Source organism: Streptomyces sp. NPDC030799 (assembly GCF_055572255.1).
The window spans coordinates 1-22,207 of the sequence record NZ_JBVIDS010000016.1 but is presented as its reverse complement, the minus strand read 5'-3'; the positions used below and the strand labels follow the sequence as shown (position 1 = coordinate 22,207).

Genomic DNA, 22,207 nt, shown 5'->3' with positions numbered 1-22,207 from the left:
CTTTCGAGGGATTTCGGCGCCGGCGGTGGAATGCGATCATCCACCGCCGGCGTTGGCACAAGGCATGACTTCTCTGCGCAAGCTCGGTTCCTCCGACCTCAAGGTCTTCCCGCTCTCCCTGGGCGGCAACGTCTTCGGCTGGACCGCCGACGAGGAGACCTCCTTCGCCGTCCTCGACGCCTACGCCGCCGCGGGCGGCAACTTCATCGACACCGCCGACGCCTACTCCGCCTGGATCGAGGGCAACAAGGGCGGTGAGTCCGAGACGATCATCGGCAAGTGGGTCAAGGCCCGCGGCAACCGCGCCGACGTCGTCATCGCCACCAAGGTCAGCCAGCACCCCGAGTACCAGGGCCTGTCCGCGGCCAACATCAAGGCCGCCGCCGACGCCTCCCTGCGCCGCCTGGACACCGACCACATCGACCTCTACTACACGCACTTCGACCAGCCCGAGGTGCCGGTCGAGGAGATCATCGGCGCGCTGGACGAGCTGGTGAAGGCGGGCAAGGTCCGGTACATCGCCGCCTCGAACATCAGCCCCGAGCGGCTGCAGGCCTCCCTGGACTTCTCCGACCGCGAGGGCCTGGCCCGTTACGTCGCCCTCCAGCCGCACTACAACCTCGTCTCCCGCGACACCTACGAGGGCCCGCTGCAGGACCTGGCCGCCCGCGAGGGCCTGTCCGCCGTGCCGTACTTCTCCCTCGCCGCGGGCTTCCTGACCGGCAAGTACCGCCCCGGCACCAAGGTCGACAGCGCCCGCGCCGGCCGCGCCCAGCAGTACGCCGACTCCGCGCACGGCCGGCAGGTCCTGGCGGCCCTGGACGAGATCGCCGCCGCCCACGGGGCCCCCGTCGCCACGGTCGCCCTCGCCTGGCTGGCCGCCCAGCCGACGATCACGGCCCCGATCGCCTCGGCCCGCACGGTGGAGCAGCTCCCGGCCCTGCTGGGGGTGGCGGACCTGAAACTGACGGACGAGGAGCTGACCAAGCTGACGCAAGCGTCGGCTTGATCTTTCCCGCGGCCCGAGGCCTATGAGCGATACGGGTTGCCCCCGGGATACGGCCCCGCCGGATACCCGTACGCCGGTCCGTACGCCGGCCCGTACGCCGTAGGCATCGGCCCCGCCGGATATCCGAACTGCGGAGCCCAGCGGACCGGCGCCGGAACAGTCGCCCTGGCCGCATACTCCAGAGCCGGCCGGGCCACCTCCCTCCGCTTCCACAGCTCGTCCAGCAGCTCCCGCTCCCGTACGACGAAGTCCGCCCCGCCCTTCCCCCGGCGCCCCCGGTGCCGCAGAGACGCCAGCGACGTCGCGTACGCCTCGTACTGCGCCACGGCGCGCGCCGCAGGCCGCCCGGCGTGGTGGCGGGCGTAGTCACGGGCCGCCCGCCGTGCCCTCATCGACCCGAGCGCGAGGGGTTCGGCGGGCCCCAGCCACCCGGCCGGCACATACGCCGGCAACTCCGAGCGCACGGTCCGCAGCTCCCGCTGCCGTGTCCAGATCGCGAGCCAGGTCAGCAACCCGAACGCGGGCACCATGAACCCGCCGTAGACGGCGAAGAACCCGAACTCGCCGAAGGTGGAGGAGCCGTTCCAGAAGGCGTGCATGCTCATCGCGAGCAGCAGACCGCACAGCGGCAACAGCACCCGCCGGGCATGCTGCCGCTCGGCACAGAGCGCGGCGATGCCGAAGCCGATGCCGGTGAACGTGGTGAACAGGGGGTGCGCGAACGGGGACATCACGATGCGCACGAAGAAGGTGGCGGCGGTGACGGAGGCGATGCCACGGCCGCCGCTGAGCTGGTCGGTCCCGAAGGCCGTACCCAGGTAGAGGATGTTCTCGGTGAACGCGAAGCCGGTGGCGGTGGTCCCGGCTATCACCACCCCGTCCACGATCCCGGTGAAATCACGTCTGCGGAAGAGGAAGACGAGCAGAACGGCGGCGGCCTTGGCCGATTCCTCCACGATGGGCGCTATCACGGTGGCGCCCAGGGTGTCGGCACCGGCGGGGTCGGCGGTGGAGGTGGCTATCCACCTGGTCGCGAAGCTGTTGGCGACGATGGCTATCAGCGCCGCCGCGCACGCTCCCCAGGCGAAGGCGAAGACCAGGTTCCGCCAGGGCCCCGGCTCCACCCGGTCCAGCCACCGGAAGGCGGCCATGAGCCACGGCACGGGCAGTACGGCCAGTCCGAGACCGACGAGAAACCCCTCCGTGCCGGTCTGTCTGCGCACCAGCGCGAGGATGACCAGCCCGGACAGCGCCAGCAGTGTGATCAGTGCCCCGTACCGCACCCACCTGTGCTGCCACCAGTGCGGATGGCGGAGCACAAGCCCGTCGGGGCCCGGGGGATACGTCGGAAACGGAGGACTGGTGGCCACGGCATCGACCCTAACGGTGGCGGGACAAGGGGCCGGAGCGTTTACGGCCCCGATGCGGTACGCGTTATCGGTCCTTGCTGTGCGGTACGCGCCGGAAGAGCAGATCGTTCACGACATGTCCCTTGTCCAGTCCCTGTCCCTCGAAACGGGTCAGTGGCCGGTACTCGGGGCGTGCCGCGAAACCGCCGTCTGCCTGCGTGTTCTCGAAGTCGGGGTGCGCGGTGAGCACCTCCAGCATCTGCTCGGCGTAGGGTTCCCAGTCGGTCGCGCAGTGCACGATCGCGCCGGGCTTGAGCCGGGTCGCGGCGAGCGTCAGGAACTCGGGCTGGATGAGCCGCCGCTTGTGATGCCGCTTCTTCGGCCACGGGTCCGGGAAGTACACCCGCAGACCGTCGAGCGAGTCGGGGGCGAGCATCTGCCTGAGCAGGATGATCGCGTCACCGTTCGCCACCCGGACGTTGGACAGGCCGTTCCGGTCGGCGAGTCCCAGCAGATTGCCCTGCCCCGGGGTGTGCACGTCGACGGCGAGGATGTTGGTGTCCGGGTCGGCCGCGGCCATCTGCGCGGTGGCCTCGCCCATCCCGAACCCGATCTCCAGCACGACCGGCTTGTCGTTCCCGAACAGCTCGCCGAGGTCGATGACCCGCTGCCCGTCGATGTCGAGCCCCCACTTGGGCCACAGCCGCTGCAGCGCATCCGCCTGCCCGGCGGTCACCCGGCTGCGCCGCGGCTGGAAACTCCGGATCCGCCGCTCGAAATGCGATCCGGCGGGATCGGCCTTGGGACCGTCCGGAAACCGCGGCTCCCCCTTGGCCCGGGTGTGCCGGACGGAGACGCCGGGCGTGTGGGAGGTCGGCGAGGGGGCTTCGGGGGCGTTGAGGAAGTCAGACACAGTGCTTCCGATTTTACGGCGCCCTACGGGGGCGCCCTCGGGGCCGGCAGTTTCGAAGGAGGCCGGGGGACGGAGTCCCCTGGTACGGCACTACAGGGAACCGAGCATGTCCAGCACCCGGCGTCCCACTTCCCGCCCGATGGGCAAGGACGCGGTGGCCGCAGGCGAGGGCGCGTTCAGCACATGCACAGCCCGCGCCCCCTCCCGGATGAGGAAGTCGTCCACCAGCGTTCCGTCCCGCAACACCGCCTGCGCTCGCACCCCGGCAGGGGCCCGCACCAGATCGTCCGCCTCCACCCCGGGCAGCAACCTGCGCACCGCCTCCAGGAACGCCCCCTTCGACAGCGAGCGCCGCAGCTCGCCCGCGCCGTATCTCCAGTGCCGCCGGGCGATCGCCCACGACCCCGGCCACGCCACCGTCCCGGCCAGCTCCCGGGGCCGTACGACTCCCCAGCCGTACCCCTCCCGGGCCAGCGCCGGCACCGCGTTGGGCCCGATGTGGACACCTCCGTCGATCCCGCGCGTCAGATGCACCCCGAGGAACGGGAACGCCGGATCCGGCACCGGATACACCAGCCCCCGCACCAGCTCCGGCCGCGCCAGCTCGTAGTACTCCCCGCGGAACGGCACGATCCGCACCTCGGGCTCGTCCCCGGTCAGGCGGGCCACCTCGTCGCAGTACAGCCCGGCGCAGTTCACCAGCACGCGGGCGCGTACGACATCCCCGGCCGAGGTGAGCACGGCCACACCGCGCTCCGGCCGCCGGTCGACCCGCACGACCCGCGCGCCGTACCGGATCTCCGCCCCGGACGCCCGTGCGAGCTGCCGGGCCACCCCGGTGAAGTCGCACACGCCCGTGGTCCCGACGTGTATGGCAGCCAGCCCCCGGACCTCGGGCTCGTACTCACCGATCTGTGCGGCGCCCAGCTCCCGCACCGGAATCCCGTTCTCGCGCCCTCTTTGCACGAGGGCGTGCAGCCGGGGCAGCTCCTCCCGCTCCGTGGCGACGATCAGCTTGCCGGTGACGGCGTGCGCGATGCCGTACTCGGCGCAGAACTTCACCATCTCGGCGGCGCCCCGCACCGCGTACCGCGCCTTGAGCGAGCCGGGGCGGTAGTAGATCCCGCTGTGGATGACCCCGCTGTTGCGTCCCGTCTGGTGCCGGGCCGGTCCCGGCTCCTTCTCCAGCACGGTGACCCGCGTGCCCGGCGCGGCCCGTGTGATCGCATACGCCGTGGACAGCCCGACGATCCCCCCGCCGACCACGAGCACATCACCGTCGTACGCCCCGACTGGCACGAGCACCACCTCCACTCCCGATAGTGCACTGCGCCACTGACAATGCCTTCAAACGCAGGTGGTGATGGTTGTCATGCTGGTGCCATCAGCAGCGGCCGAGCCCTCTCCCGCAGCTCCACCACCCGCGGTTCGTCCCCGTACGGCTCCAGCCGGTGCAGAAGATCCTTCACGTACTCGGTGGTGCGCGCGGACGAGATCCGCCCGGCCACCTCCACGGCCCGCACCCCCTGCTCGCAGGCGGCGTCGAGATTCCCGGACTCCAGCTCGGCGACGGCCGAGACCACCAGCCGCAGCCCGTGCGAGCGCACGAACTCCTCGGTCGGCTTGGACAGCGCCTGCTCGGTGAACCGCCGCACCTGCCGAGGGGCCTTCAGATCCCGGTAGCATTCCGCGGCATCGGCGGCAAACCGGTCATAGCCATAGAAACCAAGCCAAGAAGGATCGTTGTCGCCCTCCCGGGACCGCTCCAGCCACCCCTCGGCGGCCTTCAGCGCCGCACCCGCCGCCTGCGCGTCTCCCGCACGCGCGTGTGCCCGCGCCTCCACCAGCCGGAAGAAGCTCATCGTGCGCGCGGTCGCCAGCCCCCGGTTCCGCTCCAGCGCGGCCTGGGCCAGATCGACTCCCTCGTCGCCGAAGCCGCGGTACGTCGCCTGCAGCGACATGGAGGCCAGGACGTAACCCCCCAGGGGCACATCCGCCGCCGCGCGCGCGAGACGCAGCGCCTGGATGTAGTAGCGCTGCGCGGCCTCCTGCTGGCCGGTGTCGAAGGCCATCCACCCGGCGAGCCGGGTGAGTTCGGCGGAGGCGCCGAACAGGGCGCGGCCCACCTCGTCGGAGTAGGACCCGAGCAGCAGCGGCGCCGCCTCCACCCGCAGGCACTCCGGCACCATCGACGAACGCCAGTCGCCCCCGCCGTACTTGGAGTCCCACCGCCTGGCGTCCTCGGCGGCCTCCCGCAGTTTGCGCACATCGCTGTGGCCGACTTTGATCGGTGCGCCGGAGCCCTCGGCGGAGCCGGCCTCCCGCGCGACCGAGCTGTCGGCGGGGGTTATCAGCCATCGTGAGGCGGGCGTTGCGTATGCGCTCACTGCGAACGACCCGGCGAGGGACTGCCAGATGCCGCCGGAGCCGGCCCGGCGCCCGGCGAGGTCGAGACGGTACAGCTCCGTTGCCGACCGCACGGCCTGTCCTACGTCTCTGGGGAAGGCGAGGCCCACTTCGGGCGCGGGATCCGCGTCCGCCAGGCCGATCTCGTGGAGCGGCACCGGACGGCCGAGCTTCTGCCCGATGGCCGCCGCGATGAGGTGCGGCGCCGCACCCTGCGGCACCATCCCCTTCGACACCCAGCGCGCCACCGAGGTCTTGTCGTAGCGAAGAGTCAACCCGCGTTGGGCGCCAAGGTCGTTGACGCGTCGTGCGAGTCCTGCGTTGCTGATTCCCGCGAGGGCGAGAACGGCGCCGAGCTTTTCGTTCGGCCCGCGTTGCTCCCTGGACATGCGCCACCCCTCGACACAGACGGCTGCCGCGCTGGCATAACCATGCGGCATTCGTAAACCCAGCGTAGTTCGCCGCATCCCAAGCGTTAAGGGGCATTGTTCCGGATGGCGGGATTGTGGTCCGTACGGAAGTACGGTCCTGTACGCACCGTGCACGGCCTGTCGTCACGTGCCCCCGCGCGTGTGGCCGTGCGCCTGTCCGTGCGCTCTTCTCCGGCCACCGGGGGAGCGGTTCCATGGCTCTTGCGTGGGTCGGCCCGCTGTACTGGATCCAGTGGGCTGGGGGACACCGCCACCTTCATCCCCGCGGGTGGCGGACCGGTCCGGGAGGCGATGCCCGCCTCCCGGACTGTGCGCGTGTTCGCGCCGCCGCGCGTTGAGCAGGGCCTGTACGGAGCGTGCGCATCTCCCGCTTCGCTCTGCGTATTTGGCTGAAAATCGCCCCCGTCTCTCGCGAGGGACATCCGCTCCGACCATGCAACTTGACGGCGCGAAAGGCGTCTTGGGGGAGCGTACGGGGGGCGCATTCGAGTCGTACTCACCTCGGCCCCCCGTGCACGTCCCTCGATCGAAGCCGGTGCCGCCGCCCCTCCACAGCGCGTCCTTCATGGCAGCATGGGGGTCCGGTTCGTACGGTGCACTGTTGTCCACAGCCTGTGGAGGCGTCGATGCGGTGGTTGGTGGGTTGGAGCAGCACCGCCGCGGGCGTCGCCGGGATCGGCACCGCGGGCGCCACCGGTTACGACGGCGAGACCCTGCACCCGGTCGGCTCCCACCTCCTGTGGGGCGACCCGGATCCGCTGTGGGCCGTCGGCGACTGGCGCCCGGACGAGGTGCGCGTGGTGCGGGCCGACGCGGACAGCCACATCGCGGTCCTCGGCATCTGCGGCGCCTCCGACGAGGAGCTCAGACGCGGCCTGTTCACCGCGCGCGGGGGCGCACTGCGCCATCTGACGGCCTGGCCCGGCAGCTACACGGCCGTCGTCAAGGTCGGCCGCCGCATCACCGTCTGCGGCGATCTCGCCGGCGCCCGCCCGGTCTTCCACACCCCCTGGGCCGGCGGCACGGCCTACGCCACCGCCGCGCTGCCCCTCGCCGACCTCATCGAGGCCAACCTCGACTTCGCCCACCTGGCCGCCCTGCTCGCCGCCCCCGAGGTACCGGCCGCGGTGCGCGACAGCACCCCTTACGAGGGCGTGCGGCGCGTTCCGCCGGGGCACGCGCTCGTGCTGCGCGCCGGAGCACGCGAGATCGCCGGGTACGAGCCGGTCGCCTCCCTCGCCGTGGCCGCGGCCCCCGCCGACCCCGAGCGCGCCGTGGACGCCGTGCGCGACGCCCTCGTGGAGGCGGTCCGCACCCGGCTGTCGGCACCGCGGCACGTGCCCGGCCTCGACCCCGGGCCGGTACCCGGCATGGGCCCGGCCGAGCGGCGGGCCCGGCGCGGGATGCCCGTGCCCGGCATCGGCGCCGACCTCTCCGGCGGCCCCGCCTCCGGCACCCTCGCGCTGCTGGCCGCCGGGCTGCCCGGCAGACCCGGCACGCTCCTCGGCCACGGCACCGGCGCGGGCGAACGGCTCGTCGCCGTCACCTTCAACGACCTGACCGTGGCCGGCCGCGAGGCCGAACTCGAACGCGCCGGAGCCCTCGCCGCCAACCCGCGCCTGCACCACATGGTGGTCACCGGAGCCGAGGAGACCCTCCCGTACGCCGAGCTCGACGGCCCCCTCACCGACGAACCGGGCCCCTCGCTGGTCATGGCCGCCCGGCACCGCGCCCGGCTCGCCGCCGGCAGCGCGGACCACTTCACCGGCCACGGCGCCCGGCAGGTCCTGGACGCCCACCCCGCCCGCCTCGCCGACCTCCTCATGGACCGCAAACGCCGCCATCTGGTCCGCCCGGTCGCCGCGCTGGCCAAGGCCGACGGCTCGGTGATGGTCCCCGCGCGCGTGTACGGCGCCGCCCGCCGCCTCGCCCGCACGCCCTACCGGACCGGCCTGGAGGTGCTGGCCGAGCGGCTGATGCGGCGCCGCTTCGACGAGCCCAGGGGAGCGGTCGGCGCGTCCTTGGCCGCGCTGACCTGGGCCGGCCCCGGGCCGGCGGCCCGCTGGCTGACGGGGGAGGCTCTGGCCGAAGTATCGGTTCTGCTGCAGTCGGAGGCGGACCGCTCGGCAACCGGCGTCCAGCGACCCGGCGACTATCGCGCGCGTGCCGCTCTCGCCCGCTACGCCGCCGACCTGCGCGTCCTGGAACAGGCCGCGGAGATCCGCTCCCAGCGCCTGCACGCGCCGTTCCTCGACAACCAGGTGGTCCGCGCCTGCCGGGCCCTGCCCGAGGCCCTGCGCGTCCAGCCCGGCGCCCGCGCCGCCGTCCTCCGTACGGTCCTGGAGGGAGCCGGCGTCACCGACCTCCCGCCCGGCTGGGGCGCCCCCTCGCACGCCTCCTCGGCGGCAGCCGCACGCGCGGGCCTGCGCGTGGCGGCCGACCCCCTGCTGGACCTCTTCTCCACGCCCCTGCTGGCCGACGCCGGCCTGGTGGAGGCCCACGTCATCCGCAAGGCGCTCCACGCGGCAGCCGCCGGTGACCCCCTGCCCCTGGACGGCCTGGCCGACCTGATCTCCCTGGAACTCTGGCTCCACCGCCTCCTGTCCCGCCGGGGGACGTGCTGGACGGGCACACCGGCCCGCGCCCGTGCGGTGCCCTCCGGGATCCAGCCGCGTCGGGGAGCCTTGGCTTCCGGTGCTTGACGGCCCGGGGCGCTGTCCCCGCCCTGCTGGGGCTGCCGCCCCCGGGCCCCTGCCGGGTGGTTCCGACCGTCGGTGGCCGCTCACGTGGTGGCTGGTCGCGCAGTTCCCCGCGCCCCTGCGCAGCTGCAGTGCGCCCCGCTTGCATGGCGCCACCGCCGCTGCGGGGCAACGATCCAGGACCGCTCGGTGAAACCCCGTCGCCCCACCCCGCACCCCCCGCGACAATGACCGGGTGCGGTACAGAATCCTGGGCGTGACCGAGGCGGCAGACGATCACGGCACCCCCGTACCCATCGGCGGCCGGCGCCTGCGCACTCTCCTCACCGCCCTCGCCCTCCGCCCCGGCCGCACCACCACCCCCGAAACCCTCATCGAGGAGATCTGGGCCGACGCCCACCCGGACGACCGCCCGAGCGACGCCCCCGCCGCCCTCCAGGCCCTCGTCGGCCGCCTCCGCCGCGCCCTCGGCAGGCAGACCGTCAGCTCCACCCCCGGCGGCTACCGCCTGGAGGCGACCGAGAACGACATCGACCTGTTCGTCTTCGAACGCCTCGCCCGCACCGGCACCGAGGCCCTCACCGCAGGCGACCCGGCCACCGCCCACCGCACCCTCACCGAGGCCCTCGCCCTCTGGCACGGCCCCGCCCTCGCCGACCTGGCCGACCGCACCGCCGCCACCCGTCCGGAAGCACTGCGCCTGGCGGCGACCCGCGCCCGCGCCGCCGCCGCCCTCGACCTCGGCCGCGCCCCGGACGTCGTACCGGAGCTGACGGAACTCACCGCGGCCCACCCCCTGGACGAGCCCCTGCTCGCCCTCCTCATCCGCGCCCTGCGCGACACGGGCCGCCCCGCCGACGCCCTCGCCGCGTACGAGTCCGCCCGCCGGACCCTCGCCGACACGCTCGGCACCGACCCCGGCCCGGAACTCAAAGCCCTGCACGCGTCGTTGCTCAGGCAGCAGGAACCACCCACACAGCCGCAGCAGGAACCACGGCCACAGCCGGAGCCACGGAAGGCACCGCCTCCCGCCCGAGCCCCCGAGCGCACCGGCAACATCCGCCCCCGTCTGACGTCCTTCGTCGGACGGGAACCCGAACTCGAAGCCATTCGTTCCGATCTGCACAGGGCCCGCCTGGTCACGCTCACCGGACCGGGCGGCTCCGGAAAGACCCGCCTCGCCGAGGAGGCCGCCGCAGGGCTTCCGCAGGCATGGCTGGTCGAGCTGGCCCCGCTCGACCATCCGGAGGCGGTGCCCGGCGCGGTGGTCAGCGCCCTCGGTCTGCGCGAGACCGTGCTGCTGACCAACGAGCTGGTGACCCCGCAGGCCGACCCCGTCGCCCTGCTGATCGAGTACTGCGCCCCGCGCAGCCAACTCCTGCTCCTTGACAACTGTGAACATGTCATCGGCGCGGCCGCCGCCCTCGCCGAGACCCTCCTCACCCACTGCCCGGGGCTCACGATCCTCGCGACCAGCCGTGAACCCCTGGGCGTCCCCGGTGAGTCGGTGCGCCCGGTCGAGCCTCTTGTCCCGGAGCAGGCGCACCGCCTGTTCGCCGAGCGCGCGAAGGCCGTCCGTCCCGACGCCGACGCGGTGCTCGCCGACACCGAGGCCGTGGCGGAGATCTGCCGCCGTCTGGACGGGCTGCCGCTCGCCATCGAGCTGGCCGCCGCCCGGCTCAGGCTGCTGACCCCGCGGCAGATCGCCGACCGGCTCGACGACCGCTTCCGCCTGCTCACCTCCGGAAGCCGCACGGCCCTGCCCCGCCAGCAGACCCTGCGCGCGGTCGTCGACTGGTCCTGGGACCTGCTCGACGAGCGCGAGCGCACGGTGCTGTGCGAGGCCTCGGTGTTCGCCGGCGGCTGGGACCTCAGCGGCGCCGAGGCCGTATGCACCGGCCCGGCGGCCGACCTGACCGGCGCCCTGGTCGACAAGTCCCTCGTCGTCGCCGCTCCGGACGCCACGGGCCGCATGCGCTACCGCATGCTGGAGACCATCCACGAGTACGCCACCGAGCGTGCGGCCGAGGTACCCGGTCTGCGTGCCACGGCCGAGCGCCGGCACCGTGCGTGGGTGCGGGCACTGGTCGAGGAGGCCGAGCCGCGCCTGCGGTCGGCGGACCAGCTGCCCTGGATCTCCCGCCTGGAGACCGAACTGGACAACATCCGGGCGGCCCTGGACCGCTCCGTCCGCGCCGGCGACGAGGCGGAGGCGGGCGCGATCGTCCTGGCCATCGGCTGGTTCTGGTGGCTGCGCAACCACCGTCAGGAGGCGGTCTCCTGGGTCCGGCTGGTCCTGCGCCTGGGCGTGGCCCTGGACGCCCGTGCGGCTTCCCACCCCTCCGGGCCTGCCGCGGACGCCGCCGGCGACGCGGAGGCGCTGATGGCTCTGGTGGAGTCGGCCGACCCGATCGGCGCCCTCGTCACCGCGCCCGACGGCGAGGCCGGGCACCCGCTGCGGGAGCTGCGGATGGACCTGCGGATGCTCGACCTGTTCCTGACCTCCGAGTCGAGCCACGAGCACCTCGGGGCCGACCCCCGGGCCCCGGAGTACGTCGCGCGCGTCCGGGCCGCCTACGAGCCCGGCGGCCCCCGGGCCGCCCGGCTCCCCGGCATCGTCTGGCCGCTGACCTCCTACTACCTGGGCGGCCCGGTGGACCTCGGCCCGGACATGGTCGCGGCCGTCGCCAACTGCCGTGCCCACGGCGGCGACTGGGAGATCGGCGTCTCCCTGATGTACCGCACCCATATGGTCGTCGACTCCCCCGGCAACCTGCGGGGCGTGGACGAGGACCTCGCCGAACTGCGGACGCTCAGCCGGCGCGTCGGGGACCGCTGGATGCGGGCCCAGGTGTGCAGCGCGGCCGGCGAGGCGGCCATGGCGCGCGGCCGCTTCGACGAGGCGCGCCATGAGTACGAGGAGGCGCTGCGCCTCGCCCACGAGGTGGGGGCCCACGCCGAGTCGCCGTTCCTGAAGGCGCGGCTCGCCGAGATCGCCTACCGCTCCGGCGACCCGGAGGCCGCGCTGGCCGCCCTGGACGAGGCGGAAGCGGCCGCCGACCGCTACGCGGTGCCGGAGTCGCGGGCCTTCGTGCTGCTGATGCGCGCTCACATCGCCCTGCACGACGGGCAGACCGCCCGTGCCCGTGAGCTGTACGAGGCGACGCGCGCGGTGACGCACGGCGGCACCCCGCCACCGCAGTTCATGGCGGCCCTGCGCGCCGTCGAGGCGCTCCTCGCCGCCGACGAGTCGGGCCCCGAGCACGGACTGCCGATCCTCGCGGAGGCGCTCCGCGAGGCCGTGGCCCAGCGGTGCTCCGAGGCGATCACCGCGGTGCTGGTGGACACCGCGGCCGGTCTGCGGGCCCGGTGCGGCGACCCGGCCGGAGCGGTCCGGCTGTTCGCCGCGGCGGACCACTGGCGCGACGGCAATCTGCGTCCCGAGCCGGAGCGCAGCGAGGCCGTCCGGGTGCAGTCCGAAGCCCGCGTGGCCCTGCCCGCCGGGCGGTACGCGGCCGAGCGCGCCCGGGGCGCGTCCCTCGACGTGGCCGGTGTGCTGCGGGAGCTGGGCGTGCCGGAGGCGGCCGTGGAGCGCGGCTGAGGACGGCTACCGGCAGGTGAGCCGGGACCGAGCCCAGTCCGCGAGCGCCCCCCGGTCGAAGAGGTTGCTGTGCGGCCGCACGACGAGCCGTACGGTTCCGCGCCCGGTCAGGTCCACATGGACGGGCACGGCCCGGTCGTTGCCCTTGACCGTCCCGGACTGCCACAGCCGGACCCCGTCGGCGTAGACCGAGAAGGACACCTTGCCGAGGCCGAGAGTCATGTCGTCGACGCCGGCCAGGGCGTCGTAGGCGGTGCACTGCCGGTTGAGGGCGACGGTGACGGAGGACTCGCCGTGCACGGTCACCCCGCGCGCGTAGCGCGTGCCGCCGATCGTCATGCCGTAGCGCTGCCACACCCAGCTGCTCTCACCGAGCCGGATCTCGGGCCGGGTGCCGTCGCCGGTGAGGTCGTAGTCGAGGTCGCTCAGCTCGTAGACGATGGGCGCCGGCGGCGGAGCGGGCTTCGGGGTCGGTTTCGGTGCGGGGGTGGGAGTCGGCGCCGGAGTGGGCGTCGGCGTCGGGGTGGGTGTGGGTTTGGGGGTCGGCGTAGGCGTCGGGGTGGGGGCCGGCTCGGGGGCCAGTACGACCGGCTCGGGAGCGGGCTTCCTCGTCGGCCTGGGCGGGGTCGGCGTCGGCGAGGTCGGCTCGGGAGGGGTCGGCTTGGGCGGCTCGGAGCGCACGACGGGCGCGGCCGGCGACGGCTTGGCCGCCTCCTTCGCCGGCGGGTGACCGTCGTTCACCAGGGCCAGCGCCACCGCGGCGGCGGCCACCGCGACCACACCGGCCGCGATCCCCGCCTTCACCGGCGCCCCGAGCGCCTCGGAGGCCACGGCACCGCTCGCGCCGCCGGTCCCGCCGGACGAGCCGGAGGCCGCGGCGGCACCCGCCGCCCCCGCCCCCGCGCTGCCGGCGACGATCCCGAGCGCCTTGGCGTACCCGGCGGCCCCGAACCAGCCGATGACCGCGACCGGGACGACACCGGGGATACCGCCGGCGACCTCCTCGATCTGCGCGGCCGCCAGCCGGCACCGGGCGCACTCCTCCAGATGCTTGCGCAGCCCCCGCTCGGCGCGCATGCGCAGTTTGCGGCGGGCGTAGGTGCCGAGCTGGTCGGCGTAGCGGGCGCACTCCGCGTCACCGGCCAGCGAGGCGCTGACGTGGGCCTGCAGATAGGCCTGCTTCAGCCCCTCGCGGGCGCGGCTGGCGAGGACCCGGGTGCCGTTGGCATCCAGGCCGAACAGTACGGCGACCTCGCTCGGCGACTCGTCCTCCACCTCGGTGTGCCACAGCACGGCCTGCCAGCGCTCGGGCAGCGACCGGAAGGCCCGCATGGCCAGGGACTGCTCGGCCTCGTGCATCGCGCGCACATCGGCGCCGAGGTCCAGGCCCGCTCCGAAGGCGCCCACGGATGCAGCGTCGTCGGACACTTCGGAGGCGCGCGAGGCCTGCTGCGAGAAGACGGCGAAGTCGTCGACGAGCTGCTCGCGCCGGGCCGACTTGGTCCAGTGCGCGGCGACGCGCCGCACGGAGGTCAGCAGATAGGCCCGAACGGAGTGCTCGGGCCCCGACCCGCCGCGCACCGCCTGCAGCATCCGGGCGAAGACCTCCGCCGTCAGGTCGTCGGCGGTGTGCCCGTCCCGGCAGCAGGTGCGCGCATACCGCCGTACGGAGTCCGCATGGCGCCGGTAGAGCTCCGCGTACGCGGAGTCGTCACCACCGCGCATCCGCTCGACCAGCTCACCGTCGTCGGGCGGCAGTTCCCGGGGCAGTGGCAGCACGCTGCCCTCACGCTGGGCGGGCACGCTCGCGTCACTCCGGCCGCCGCGGGAAACCGGACGCCCGCCCTGATGCGGCACCTGGGGCGGGGTCAGCCCGGCGGCCTCCGCGCCCGCGTCGTCACCGCGTGACTCGTCCCACCCGTCAGCGCCCATCGCGGAAAGCCCCCGACCCCGGCCCAGCCCAACCCGTCACCGGCTCAGGGTGCCACACCGCCTTTCGGCCAGGGCCAGGGTGTTCACGGCATCCACCCGTCCGAGGGCTGTGGTCAGCCCGGACCCCGTCCATCACTCGAATGAGGGAGCTGCGGTTCCTCGGGGGTGCTGATGGGGCAGGCGGCACCGCAGCTTCCCTGGGGGCGCGGGGACTGCGCGACCAGCGCCCACGACCCACAGCCCGACGACTGCGCGCACCACCCACCCCCAACCGGCTCCCGGACCCTACGCGGGCCGAGACCGAAGCCCCTCCAGCAGAATGTCCAGCAACCGGGCGGAAGCCGCCGCCTGCTGCGCGGCATCCGGCAGAGCAGGCGCCGCGGTGGCGATCACCAGCAGCACATCCCCCACGGACACGTCCGCCCGCAGCTCACCGGCCGCCCGCGCCCGTTCCACCAACTGCCCGACGACATCGAGCAACGCCCCGACGCCGCTGTCATCGGCAGTCCCGACGGACTCCCCGGGCACCAGCCGCAGCTCACCGGCCCCCGGCTGCACCCGCTGCTGAGGCACCCGAGGCTCCTCGACGGACCCGGCCGAACCGGCGGAGCCGACGAGCACCTGCGGCGGCAGCAACCGTCCCGCCCCCGACGCCACGGACGTCCGCAGGAACCGCGACAGCGCCGACCACGGCTCGTCCTCCTGCCCGAGCGCGGCCCGCGCCTGCTCGGTCAGCCGCGCCGTCTCCTCCTCGGCTATCCGCCGGACCAGCACGTCCTTGCTGGGAAAGCGCCGGTACACCGTGCCGACACCCACCCGCGCGCGCCGCGCCACGTCCTCCATCGGCGCGCCGTACCCCAGCTCGCCGAAGACCTCACGCGCCGCACGCAGCACGTGCTCCAGATTGCGCTGTGCGTCCACCCGCAGCGGCGTCGTGCGCGCCCCGTGCGCGCGCCCGTTGCCCGCCGCCGTGCTCACCGCGCCACCGCCGGTCGCGATCGCGGTTGCCGCCGACCAATGCGTGTCCTGAACATGCATGTGTTCCCCCGGTAATGACGTCTCCCCCCGGAGACTCCCCGCCACTGAACGCGGAGTGCGCGGAACGTGCGCCGGTCTCGACCGGGTCCGCCCGTCGCGGCACCCGTTCAACCACATTCCCTACACCCCGTCGACACACGAACATAGTTGAGAGGAAGTCAATTCAGAAGGGGCAGGTTCCGCACAGTGCGCCCCCCGATCGGAGTACGGGTCTCGTACGTCCCGTTTCCTCACCTTCGATCCGCCTCGCCCGCCCCCGCTGACCTGCCCCCTTTCGTCCCGCCCGGACACCGCACCCGGCCCGGCGTACACCCGGCCGCCAGTCACACAAATTGCCGGGGCTGTGGACAAACACCTGCGCCGGGTGCGTCATGGGATGGTGAAGGAACGTGCGCGCATTCTCGTTGTCGGCGGCGGCTACGTCGGGATGTACACGGCCCTGCGTCTGCAGCGGAAGCTGAAGGGCGAGCTCAAGCGGGGTGAGGCCGAGATCACCGTCGTCACCCCCGACCCCTACATGACGTATCAGCCGTTCCTTCCCGAAGCAGCCGCGGGCTCGATCTCCCCCCGCCATGTCGTCGTACCGCTGCGCCGCGTGCTGGACCAGTGCCATGTCGTCGTCGGCGAGGTCACCTCCATCGACCACGCAATGCGCACGGCTGCCGTCCACACGCTCGCCACCGCCGAGGAGGGAAAACCGGCCGAACTCCTCGGCTACGACGAACTCGTCCTCGCCCCCGGCTCGGTCTCCCGCACGCTGCCCATCCCCGGCCTCGCCGAGTACGGCATCGGCTTCAAGACCGTCGAAGAGGCCATCGGCCTGCGCAACCACGTCATCGAGCAGATGGACATCGCCTCCTCCACCCGCGACCCCGCGATCCGCGACGCCGCCCTCACCTTCGTCTTCGTCGGCGGCGGCTACGCGGGCGTGGAGGCCCTCGCCGAACTGGAGGACATGGCCCGCTACACCGCGCGCTACTACCACAACGTCCGCCCCGAGGACATGAAGTGGATCCTCGTGGAGGCCTCCGACCGGATCCTGCCCGAGGTCGGCGCCGAGATGGGCCGCTACACCGTCACCCAGCTGCGCCGCCGCAACATCCAGGTGCTCCTCGAAACCCGCCTGGACTCCTGCGCCGACCGCGTCGCCGTCCTCAGCGACGGCCAGCGCTTCCCGACCCGTACGGTCGTGTGGACCGCCGGCGTCAAAGCCCACCCGCTGCTCGCCGCCACCGACCTGCCGCTCACCGACCGCGGTCGGCTGAAGTGCACCGCCCAGCTGACCGTCGACGGCACGGAACACGCCTGGGGAGCGGGCGACGCGGCGGCCGTACCCGACGTCACCGCCGCCGAACCCGGCACCGAGACCGCGCCGAACGCCCAGCACGCCGTACGCCAGGCCAAGGTCCTCGGTGACAACATCGCCCACGCGCTGCGCGGCGAGCCGCTCAAGACGTACGCGCACGCATACGTCGGCTCGGTCGCCTCGCTCGGCCTGCACAAGGGCGTCGCCCAGGTCTACGGGCGCAAGCTGAAGGGCTACCCTGCCTGGTTGATGCACCGCGTCTACCACCTCAGCAGGGTTCCCACCGTCAACCGCAAGGCCCGCGTCCTGGCGGAATGGACCCTCGCCGGACTCTTCAAACGGGAGATCGTCTCGCTCGGTTCACTCGAACATCCGCGAGCGGAGTTCGAACTCGCGGCCGGTGGAAAGCCTCCTCACAGCCCCTCGGACAACCCGAAGGGGTCGTCCTGACCGGACCCAGGAACTCCCCGGCCCGCCCAGGCGTCTGACCGATGTCGCCGCGGCGCCGCCCCTGCCAGACCGCCCCACGTCCGCGGACGGGCCACCCACCCGCCCACAGCACCCACGAGGCTTCTTCCCAAGTGAACTTCACGCGCTGGAGCGCCCGGCTCCCCGGAACGCAGCGCCGCGCCGCCGCGCGGACCGATACCCCGGTCTCCCCGGACCGGCGGGGGGAAGGCTCCGTGCCCGCGGCCCGCGCCGAACACCCGGCCGACGGCACCTCCCCGGTGCACCCCGTCGACGAACTGCCCGCGCGTGACGTCCTCGACCGCGTCCCCGCCCTCGTCGCGCTCGTGCACGGCCCGGACCACCGCATCGGTTACGTCAACGACGCCTACACCGCGGCCTTCGGCGCACGGCCCACGGGCACACCCGCGCGGGAAGCGCTCCCGGAACTCGCCGAACTGGGCCTGCTCCCGCTCCTCGACCAGGTGCTGCGCAGCGGCAAGCCCCGCACCCTGAAGTCCCGCAAGGCCGTCGACGGCCGCTCCTACACCTTCACCTGCACCCCCGTAGCCGAGGACGGCGACCGCGACGGCGGCGTGCTCGTCTTCGCCACCGACGTCACCGACCACGCCGAGGCCGCCGAGCGCCTGCGCGCCAGCGAACGCCGCCAGCGCGAGACCGCCGTCACCCTCCAGCGCTCCCTGCTCCCACAAGAGCTGGAACAGCCCGACGACCTGCGTATCGCCGCCACCTACCAGCCCGGCGGCACCGAGGCCGCGGTCGGCGGCGACTGGTACGACGTGATCACCCTCGGCGGCGGCCGCACCGCCCTGGTCATCGGCGACGTCATGGGGCGGGGGGTGCGCGCGGCGGCGGTGATGGGCCAGCTGCGGACGGCCGTGCGGGCGTACGCCCGCCTCGACCTGCCCCCGCACGAGGTGCTCCAGCTCCTCGACGGCCTCGCCACCGAGATCGACCCCAACCAGATCGCCACCTGCGTCTACGCCGTCCACGACCCCAACGAGGGCCGCCTGGTGTACGCCTCCGCCGGGCACCTGCCGATCCTGGTCCGCGACGAGAACGGCACGGTCTCCCGCGCCGACGAACCCACCGGCCCGCCGCTCGGCACCGGCGGGTGGATGCACTCCTCCGGCTCCATCGCCCTCGGCCCCGGCGCCACCGCCGTCCTCTACACCGACGGCCTGGTCGAACGCCGCGACGAGGACCTGGACGAGGGCATCGCCGCACTCGAAGGCGCCCTCGCCGGCGCCACCGGCACCCCGCAGGTCGTCTGCGACCGCCTGGTCCGTTCGGCCGGCGTCACCGCCGACCACGACGACGACGTAGCCGTCCTCGTCCTCCAGCACCCCGCCCGCACGGGCCCCGACGGTGATCTCTTCCGCAACGCGGCCCTGGAACTCCTCGGCGGCGTCGAAGCCGCCCCCCGCGCGCGTGCCTTCGCCTCCGGCGTCCTCACCAGCTGGCGCTTCCCCGCCGAACTGCACGACCTCGGCGTCCTCGCCACCAGCGAACTGGTCGCCAACAGCCTCCAGCACGGCACCCCGCCCATGCGATTGCGCCTGCGCCGCACCGACCGCCGGCTGATCATCGAGGTCACCGACGGCGACGACCACCTGCCCCGGCGCCGCCGCGCCGAACCCGGCGACGAGTCCGGCCGGGGCATCGCGATCGTGGCGACGATCGCCTCCAGCTGGGGCTGCCGCCGCACCCCGGGCGGCGGCAAGGCGGTGTGGTGCGAGTTCGTCCTGCCGAAGGTGAAGCCCTGACCGACTGCCGCGCCCGACCCTGCGGCGGTCGCACGCCCGTGTTAGAAGCGGACCCATGACAGACACGCACGGCAGAAGCGAAGGCCCCGAGGCGTACGACACCCACAGTGCCCCGATCATGGGCCCCTTCGTGGCCGAGCTGCTGGACGCGGCAGATCTCCGCCCGGGGGACGCCGTCCTCGACCTCGCCTGCGGTACGGGCTTCGCCGCCCACGCGGCCGCCGCACTGGTCGGCCCCACCGGCCGGGTGTCGGGCGTCGACATCGACGAGGGCATGATCCGGGTCGCCCGGGAACACCGTCCCCGCCTCTACCCGGACATCGACTTCACCGTGTCCCCCGCCGACCGCCTCCCGTTCGAGGACGCCACCTTCGACGCGGTCCTCTGCCAGCAGGGCGTCCAGTTCTTCCCCGACCTCGACGCGGCCCTCGCCGAGACGGCCAGGGTCGTCCGCCCCAAGGGTCGTTTCGCGGCGACCGTCTGGGCCCCCGTGGACCGCCAGCCCTACTTCCTCGCCCAGCAACGAGCCCTCCAGCAGTACGGCGGCCCCGACGCGCCCCGCTACTTCGCGCGCGCCTTCTCCTGCTCCGCCGAGCGGCTCACCACCGCCCTGCGCACAGCCGGCTACGGCGACACCGCCCACCGCGAGGTCACCTTCGGCATCGCCCTGCCCCCGCTGGACGAGTACGCCCACGGCCACCTCGCCACCCTCTGGGGCGGCCTGATCAGGGAAGCCGGCGGCGAGGAGGCCCTCACCCGGGCCGCCGAGCTGATCCGCGACCAGCTCGCCGGCCACACCGCCCCCGACGGCACGGCGACGCTCCCCTTCACCGCGATCCTGCTGACGGCGACCCGCTGACGGATACGCGGAACGGCCGCCACCCGAAGGCGACGGCCGTAGCCCCAGCGCACAACTGGGGCACCACCAGTGGAGCGCTATGCGGCAACCGGCTCCGCGGGCGCTTCGCCACGGGCGACCACCCGCGACCCGCGCGCCGGCCACGGCTGGTCCTGTACGACGGTGAGCCGCCGCCCGAGCCGCAGCGCCAGGACGGTGATCCCCAGCGAGAACAGCAGGAAGGTCACGATGTACGGCGCGTGCAGCGAGGCGCCCAGAGGCCCGCCCACCGCCGGTCCGACGGCCAGCGCCAGCTGTTTGACCAGCGCGAACGCCGAGTTGTACTGCCCGGCCATACCCTCCGGTGCCAGATCGGCGACCAGCGGCGCGACCGTCGGCGACAGCATCGCCTCACCCAGTCCGAACAGCGCGTACGTCGACACGAAGGCGGCGGTCGCCATCTCCTGGCTGCCGTGCCCCAGCCCCGCGTACCCGGCGGCCAGCCAGGCGACGGCCCAGATCAGACCGACCCCGGCGATCACCCGGGACCGCCGACGCCGCTCCACGAACTTCAGCACGGCGAACTGGGCGACCACGATCATCAGCGTGTTCGCGGCCAGGGCCGTCCCCAGCGCGGAGGTGGATATCCCGGCGGCCTCGACGCCGTACGCGCTCAGCCCCGACTCGAACTGGCCGTAGCAGGCGAAGAACAGTACGAAGCCCAGCACGCACAGCTGCACCATCGCCCGGTTCCCGAGCAACTGCTTCCAGCTGCCCTTCGCCGAGCCCGCGGGAGCCTCCTCCATGCGCGGCGAGTGCGGCATCCGCACCGTCGCCATCACCCCGACCAGCAGCAGGAACATCGCCGCCTCGATCGCGAACAGCAGCGTGAACGACGACACGCGCGTGGTGTCGACGAGATGACCACCGATGAGGCCGCCCATACCGAGCCCCAGGTTCTGCAGGAAGAACTGCATCGCGAACGCCCGCGACCGGGTGTCGGCCGAGGAACAGTCCACGATCATCGTCGCCAGCGCCGGCTGCATCACGGCCTGGCCGGCACCGAGCGCCGAGGCCGACAGCAGTACGGCGGCGGCACTGCCGGCGAGACCCAGGCTCAGGGCGCCGAGCGCGGCGGTGACCAGGGCGGCGAGCAGGACCGGCAGCGGGCCGCGCCGCACGATCGCCCTGCCGGCGAACGGCAGGACGATCAGCGCGGCCACGGCGAAGACGGCGAGCACGAGTCCCGCCGTCATGGCCCCCAGCCCCCGCACCTGCGCCACATAGACGTACAGGTACGGGACCGTGAAGCCGAGCCCGAATGCGCTGAGTGCGTTGCCCACGTGGATCCGGCGCATCGCTGCGCCCATCGCCCTGGTCACGTTCACCTCTCTCACTAGTTAGGAGTGAAGACTTCGAAGCTAAAGTTCGAAGCTAAAGAGTACACATCGAAGGACTTCAAGGCAAAGGCGCTGCGTGCGATACTGCGGGCATGGCCGACACCGCCCCCGACGTCACAGAGCCGACGCTCGAAGAGCAGATCGCCGCCTACCAGCGCGAGTTCCGGGACCTCGATCCCCAGGTCGAGAAGATCGTGTCGGCGCTGTCCCGGCTCAACCGCCGCATGAACGTCGCCTACGGCCGCCAGACCTCCGCCCTCGGCATCAGCAACGCCGAGTGGGAGGTCCTCAAGGCCCTGGTGCTCTCCGGCGCCCCGTACCGCATGGGCCCCAGCGACCTCGCCAAGCGCCTCGGCCTCACCCCGGCCGCGATGACCCACCGGATCGACCGCATGGTCTCCGAAGGACTGGTCACCCGGGAGAGGGACGAGTCCAACCGCGTGCGGGTCATCGTCGAGCTGACCCCGGAGGGGCGGGAGAAGTGGCTGGAGGCAATGCGCCTGGCGACCGTCTTCGAGGAGGACCTGCTCCAGGACCTCACGCCGGCGGAGCGAGCGGTCCTCGGCGAGGTGCTGACCCGCCTCCTGCGCAGGGTGGAGCACGCCCAGCCGGATGCCGGCGGCCGTCTCAGCGACCTCGACTGAGGACGCGGAAAAGATCTTGACAGGGACCGGTTGACACGGCTCTCCCCGTTCCGTAAAGTTCTTCGGGTTGTCAGGGAGCCGTAACGGTTCCGCAGCAACACCTGAGCCGCCCCGAGCGGCACCCCTCACACCATCAGCATGATCTCCCGCACGGGTTGTATTCGGCGTGCCCGAATTCAATTCGAAGGGAAGCCCGGCGGTCCGATTGGGAATCGCCGAGCGGATCCGCTAAGGTTTGAGACGTCGGAACGGCCCAACGGCCGGGAAGACAAACCCGCTGACTGGGAGTCAGACGCCGAAAGGATCTGATAGAGTCGGGACCGCCGGAAAGGGAAACGCGAGAGCGGGAACCTGGAAAGCACCGAGGAAATCGGATCGAGAAAAGATCTGATAGAGTCGGAAACACC

At 73.0% G+C, this 22,207-nt stretch carries 14 protein-coding genes; 7 read left to right on the top strand and 7 right to left on the bottom strand.

Annotation, left to right across the window (positions count from 1 at the left end):
• The first annotated feature begins 64 nt into the window (after window positions 1-64).
• Window positions 65-1,009, top strand: a complete 945-nt coding sequence (locus ACZ41I_RS33590; protein ID WP_363215665.1) for an aldo/keto reductase — start codon at window positions 65-67, stop codon at window positions 1,007-1,009.
• Between the two features lie 20 nt (window positions 1,010-1,029).
• On the opposite strand, the gene ACZ41I_RS33585 is transcribed toward ACZ41I_RS33590, so the two are convergent.
• The 4 genes from ACZ41I_RS33585 to ACZ41I_RS33570 form a co-directional block, all read right to left on the bottom strand.
• Complete coding sequence (locus ACZ41I_RS33585) at window positions 1,030-2,379, bottom strand: PrsW family intramembrane metalloprotease (protein ID WP_468515823.1); 1,350 nt, start codon at window positions 2,377-2,379, stop codon at window positions 1,030-1,032.
• Between the two features lie 64 nt (window positions 2,380-2,443).
• A complete protein-coding gene (trmB, locus tag ACZ41I_RS33580; RefSeq protein WP_363215667.1) occupies window positions 2,444-3,271 on the bottom strand; it encodes a tRNA (guanosine(46)-N7)-methyltransferase TrmB in 828 nt (275 codons plus the stop codon).
• A 90-nt stretch (window positions 3,272-3,361) separates the two neighbouring features.
• Window positions 3,362-4,579, bottom strand: coding sequence for an L-2-hydroxyglutarate oxidase (gene lhgO, locus ACZ41I_RS33575; RefSeq protein ID WP_363215668.1), 1,218 nt, complete (start codon window positions 4,577-4,579; stop codon window positions 3,362-3,364).
• 62 nt (window positions 4,580-4,641) lie between these two features.
• On the bottom strand, window positions 4,642-6,066 hold the full coding sequence (locus ACZ41I_RS33570) for an MFS transporter (RefSeq protein ID WP_363215669.1): 1,425 nt from the start codon (window positions 6,064-6,066) through the stop codon (window positions 4,642-4,644).
• Window positions 6,067-6,734: 668 nt separating this feature from the next.
• Here ACZ41I_RS33570 and ACZ41I_RS33565 point away from each other — a divergent pair.
• Together ACZ41I_RS33565 and ACZ41I_RS33560 are read left to right on the top strand one after the other, a co-directional pair.
• Window positions 6,735-8,810, top strand: a complete 2,076-nt coding sequence (locus ACZ41I_RS33565; RefSeq protein ID WP_363215670.1) for an asparagine synthase-related protein — start codon at window positions 6,735-6,737, stop codon at window positions 8,808-8,810.
• 232 nt (window positions 8,811-9,042) lie between these two features.
• Complete coding sequence (locus ACZ41I_RS33560; RefSeq protein WP_468515822.1) at window positions 9,043-12,408, top strand: AfsR/SARP family transcriptional regulator; 3,366 nt, start codon at window positions 9,043-9,045, stop codon at window positions 12,406-12,408.
• A 6-nt stretch (window positions 12,409-12,414) separates the two neighbouring features.
• Here the strand turns inward: ACZ41I_RS33560 and ACZ41I_RS33555 are convergent, their stop codons facing one another.
• On the bottom strand, window positions 12,415-14,340 hold the full coding sequence (locus ACZ41I_RS33555) for a sigma-70 family RNA polymerase sigma factor (protein ID WP_468515821.1): 1,926 nt from the start codon (window positions 14,338-14,340) through the stop codon (window positions 12,415-12,417).
• A gap of 285 nt (window positions 14,341-14,625) precedes the next feature.
• Window positions 14,626-15,378 (bottom strand): TetR/AcrR family transcriptional regulator, encoded by a 753-nt coding sequence (locus tag ACZ41I_RS33550; protein WP_468515820.1) that lies wholly within the window; start codon window positions 15,376-15,378, stop codon window positions 14,626-14,628.
• A 376-nt stretch (window positions 15,379-15,754) separates the two neighbouring features.
• Here ACZ41I_RS33550 and ACZ41I_RS33545 point away from each other — a divergent pair, with 376 nt between their 5' ends.
• From ACZ41I_RS33545 to ACZ41I_RS33535, 3 genes are all read left to right on the top strand, one after another.
• Window positions 15,755-17,134, top strand: coding sequence for an NAD(P)/FAD-dependent oxidoreductase (locus ACZ41I_RS33545; RefSeq protein WP_399767208.1), 1,380 nt, complete (start codon window positions 15,755-15,757; stop codon window positions 17,132-17,134).
• Window positions 17,135-17,265: 131 nt separating this feature from the next.
• Entirely contained in the window at window positions 17,266-18,918 is a 1,653-nt protein-coding gene (locus ACZ41I_RS33540) for an ATP-binding SpoIIE family protein phosphatase (protein WP_399767210.1), read from the top strand.
• A gap of 55 nt (window positions 18,919-18,973) precedes the next feature.
• Complete coding sequence (locus ACZ41I_RS33535; RefSeq protein WP_468515819.1) at window positions 18,974-19,777, top strand: class I SAM-dependent methyltransferase; 804 nt, start codon at window positions 18,974-18,976, stop codon at window positions 19,775-19,777.
• A gap of 77 nt (window positions 19,778-19,854) precedes the next feature.
• On the opposite strand, the gene ACZ41I_RS33530 is transcribed toward ACZ41I_RS33535, so the two are convergent.
• The gene (locus ACZ41I_RS33530; protein ID WP_363215677.1) at window positions 19,855-21,138 is read right to left on the bottom strand and encodes an MFS transporter; all 1,284 of its coding nucleotides are present in this window, start codon (window positions 21,136-21,138) and stop codon (window positions 19,855-19,857) included.
• Between the two features lie 110 nt (window positions 21,139-21,248).
• Between ACZ41I_RS33530 and ACZ41I_RS33525 the strand changes: the two genes are divergently transcribed.
• Window positions 21,249-21,800, top strand: a complete 552-nt coding sequence (locus tag ACZ41I_RS33525; RefSeq protein ID WP_363215678.1) for a MarR family winged helix-turn-helix transcriptional regulator — start codon at window positions 21,249-21,251, stop codon at window positions 21,798-21,800.
• The last annotated feature ends 407 nt before the right edge of the window (window positions 21,801-22,207 follow it).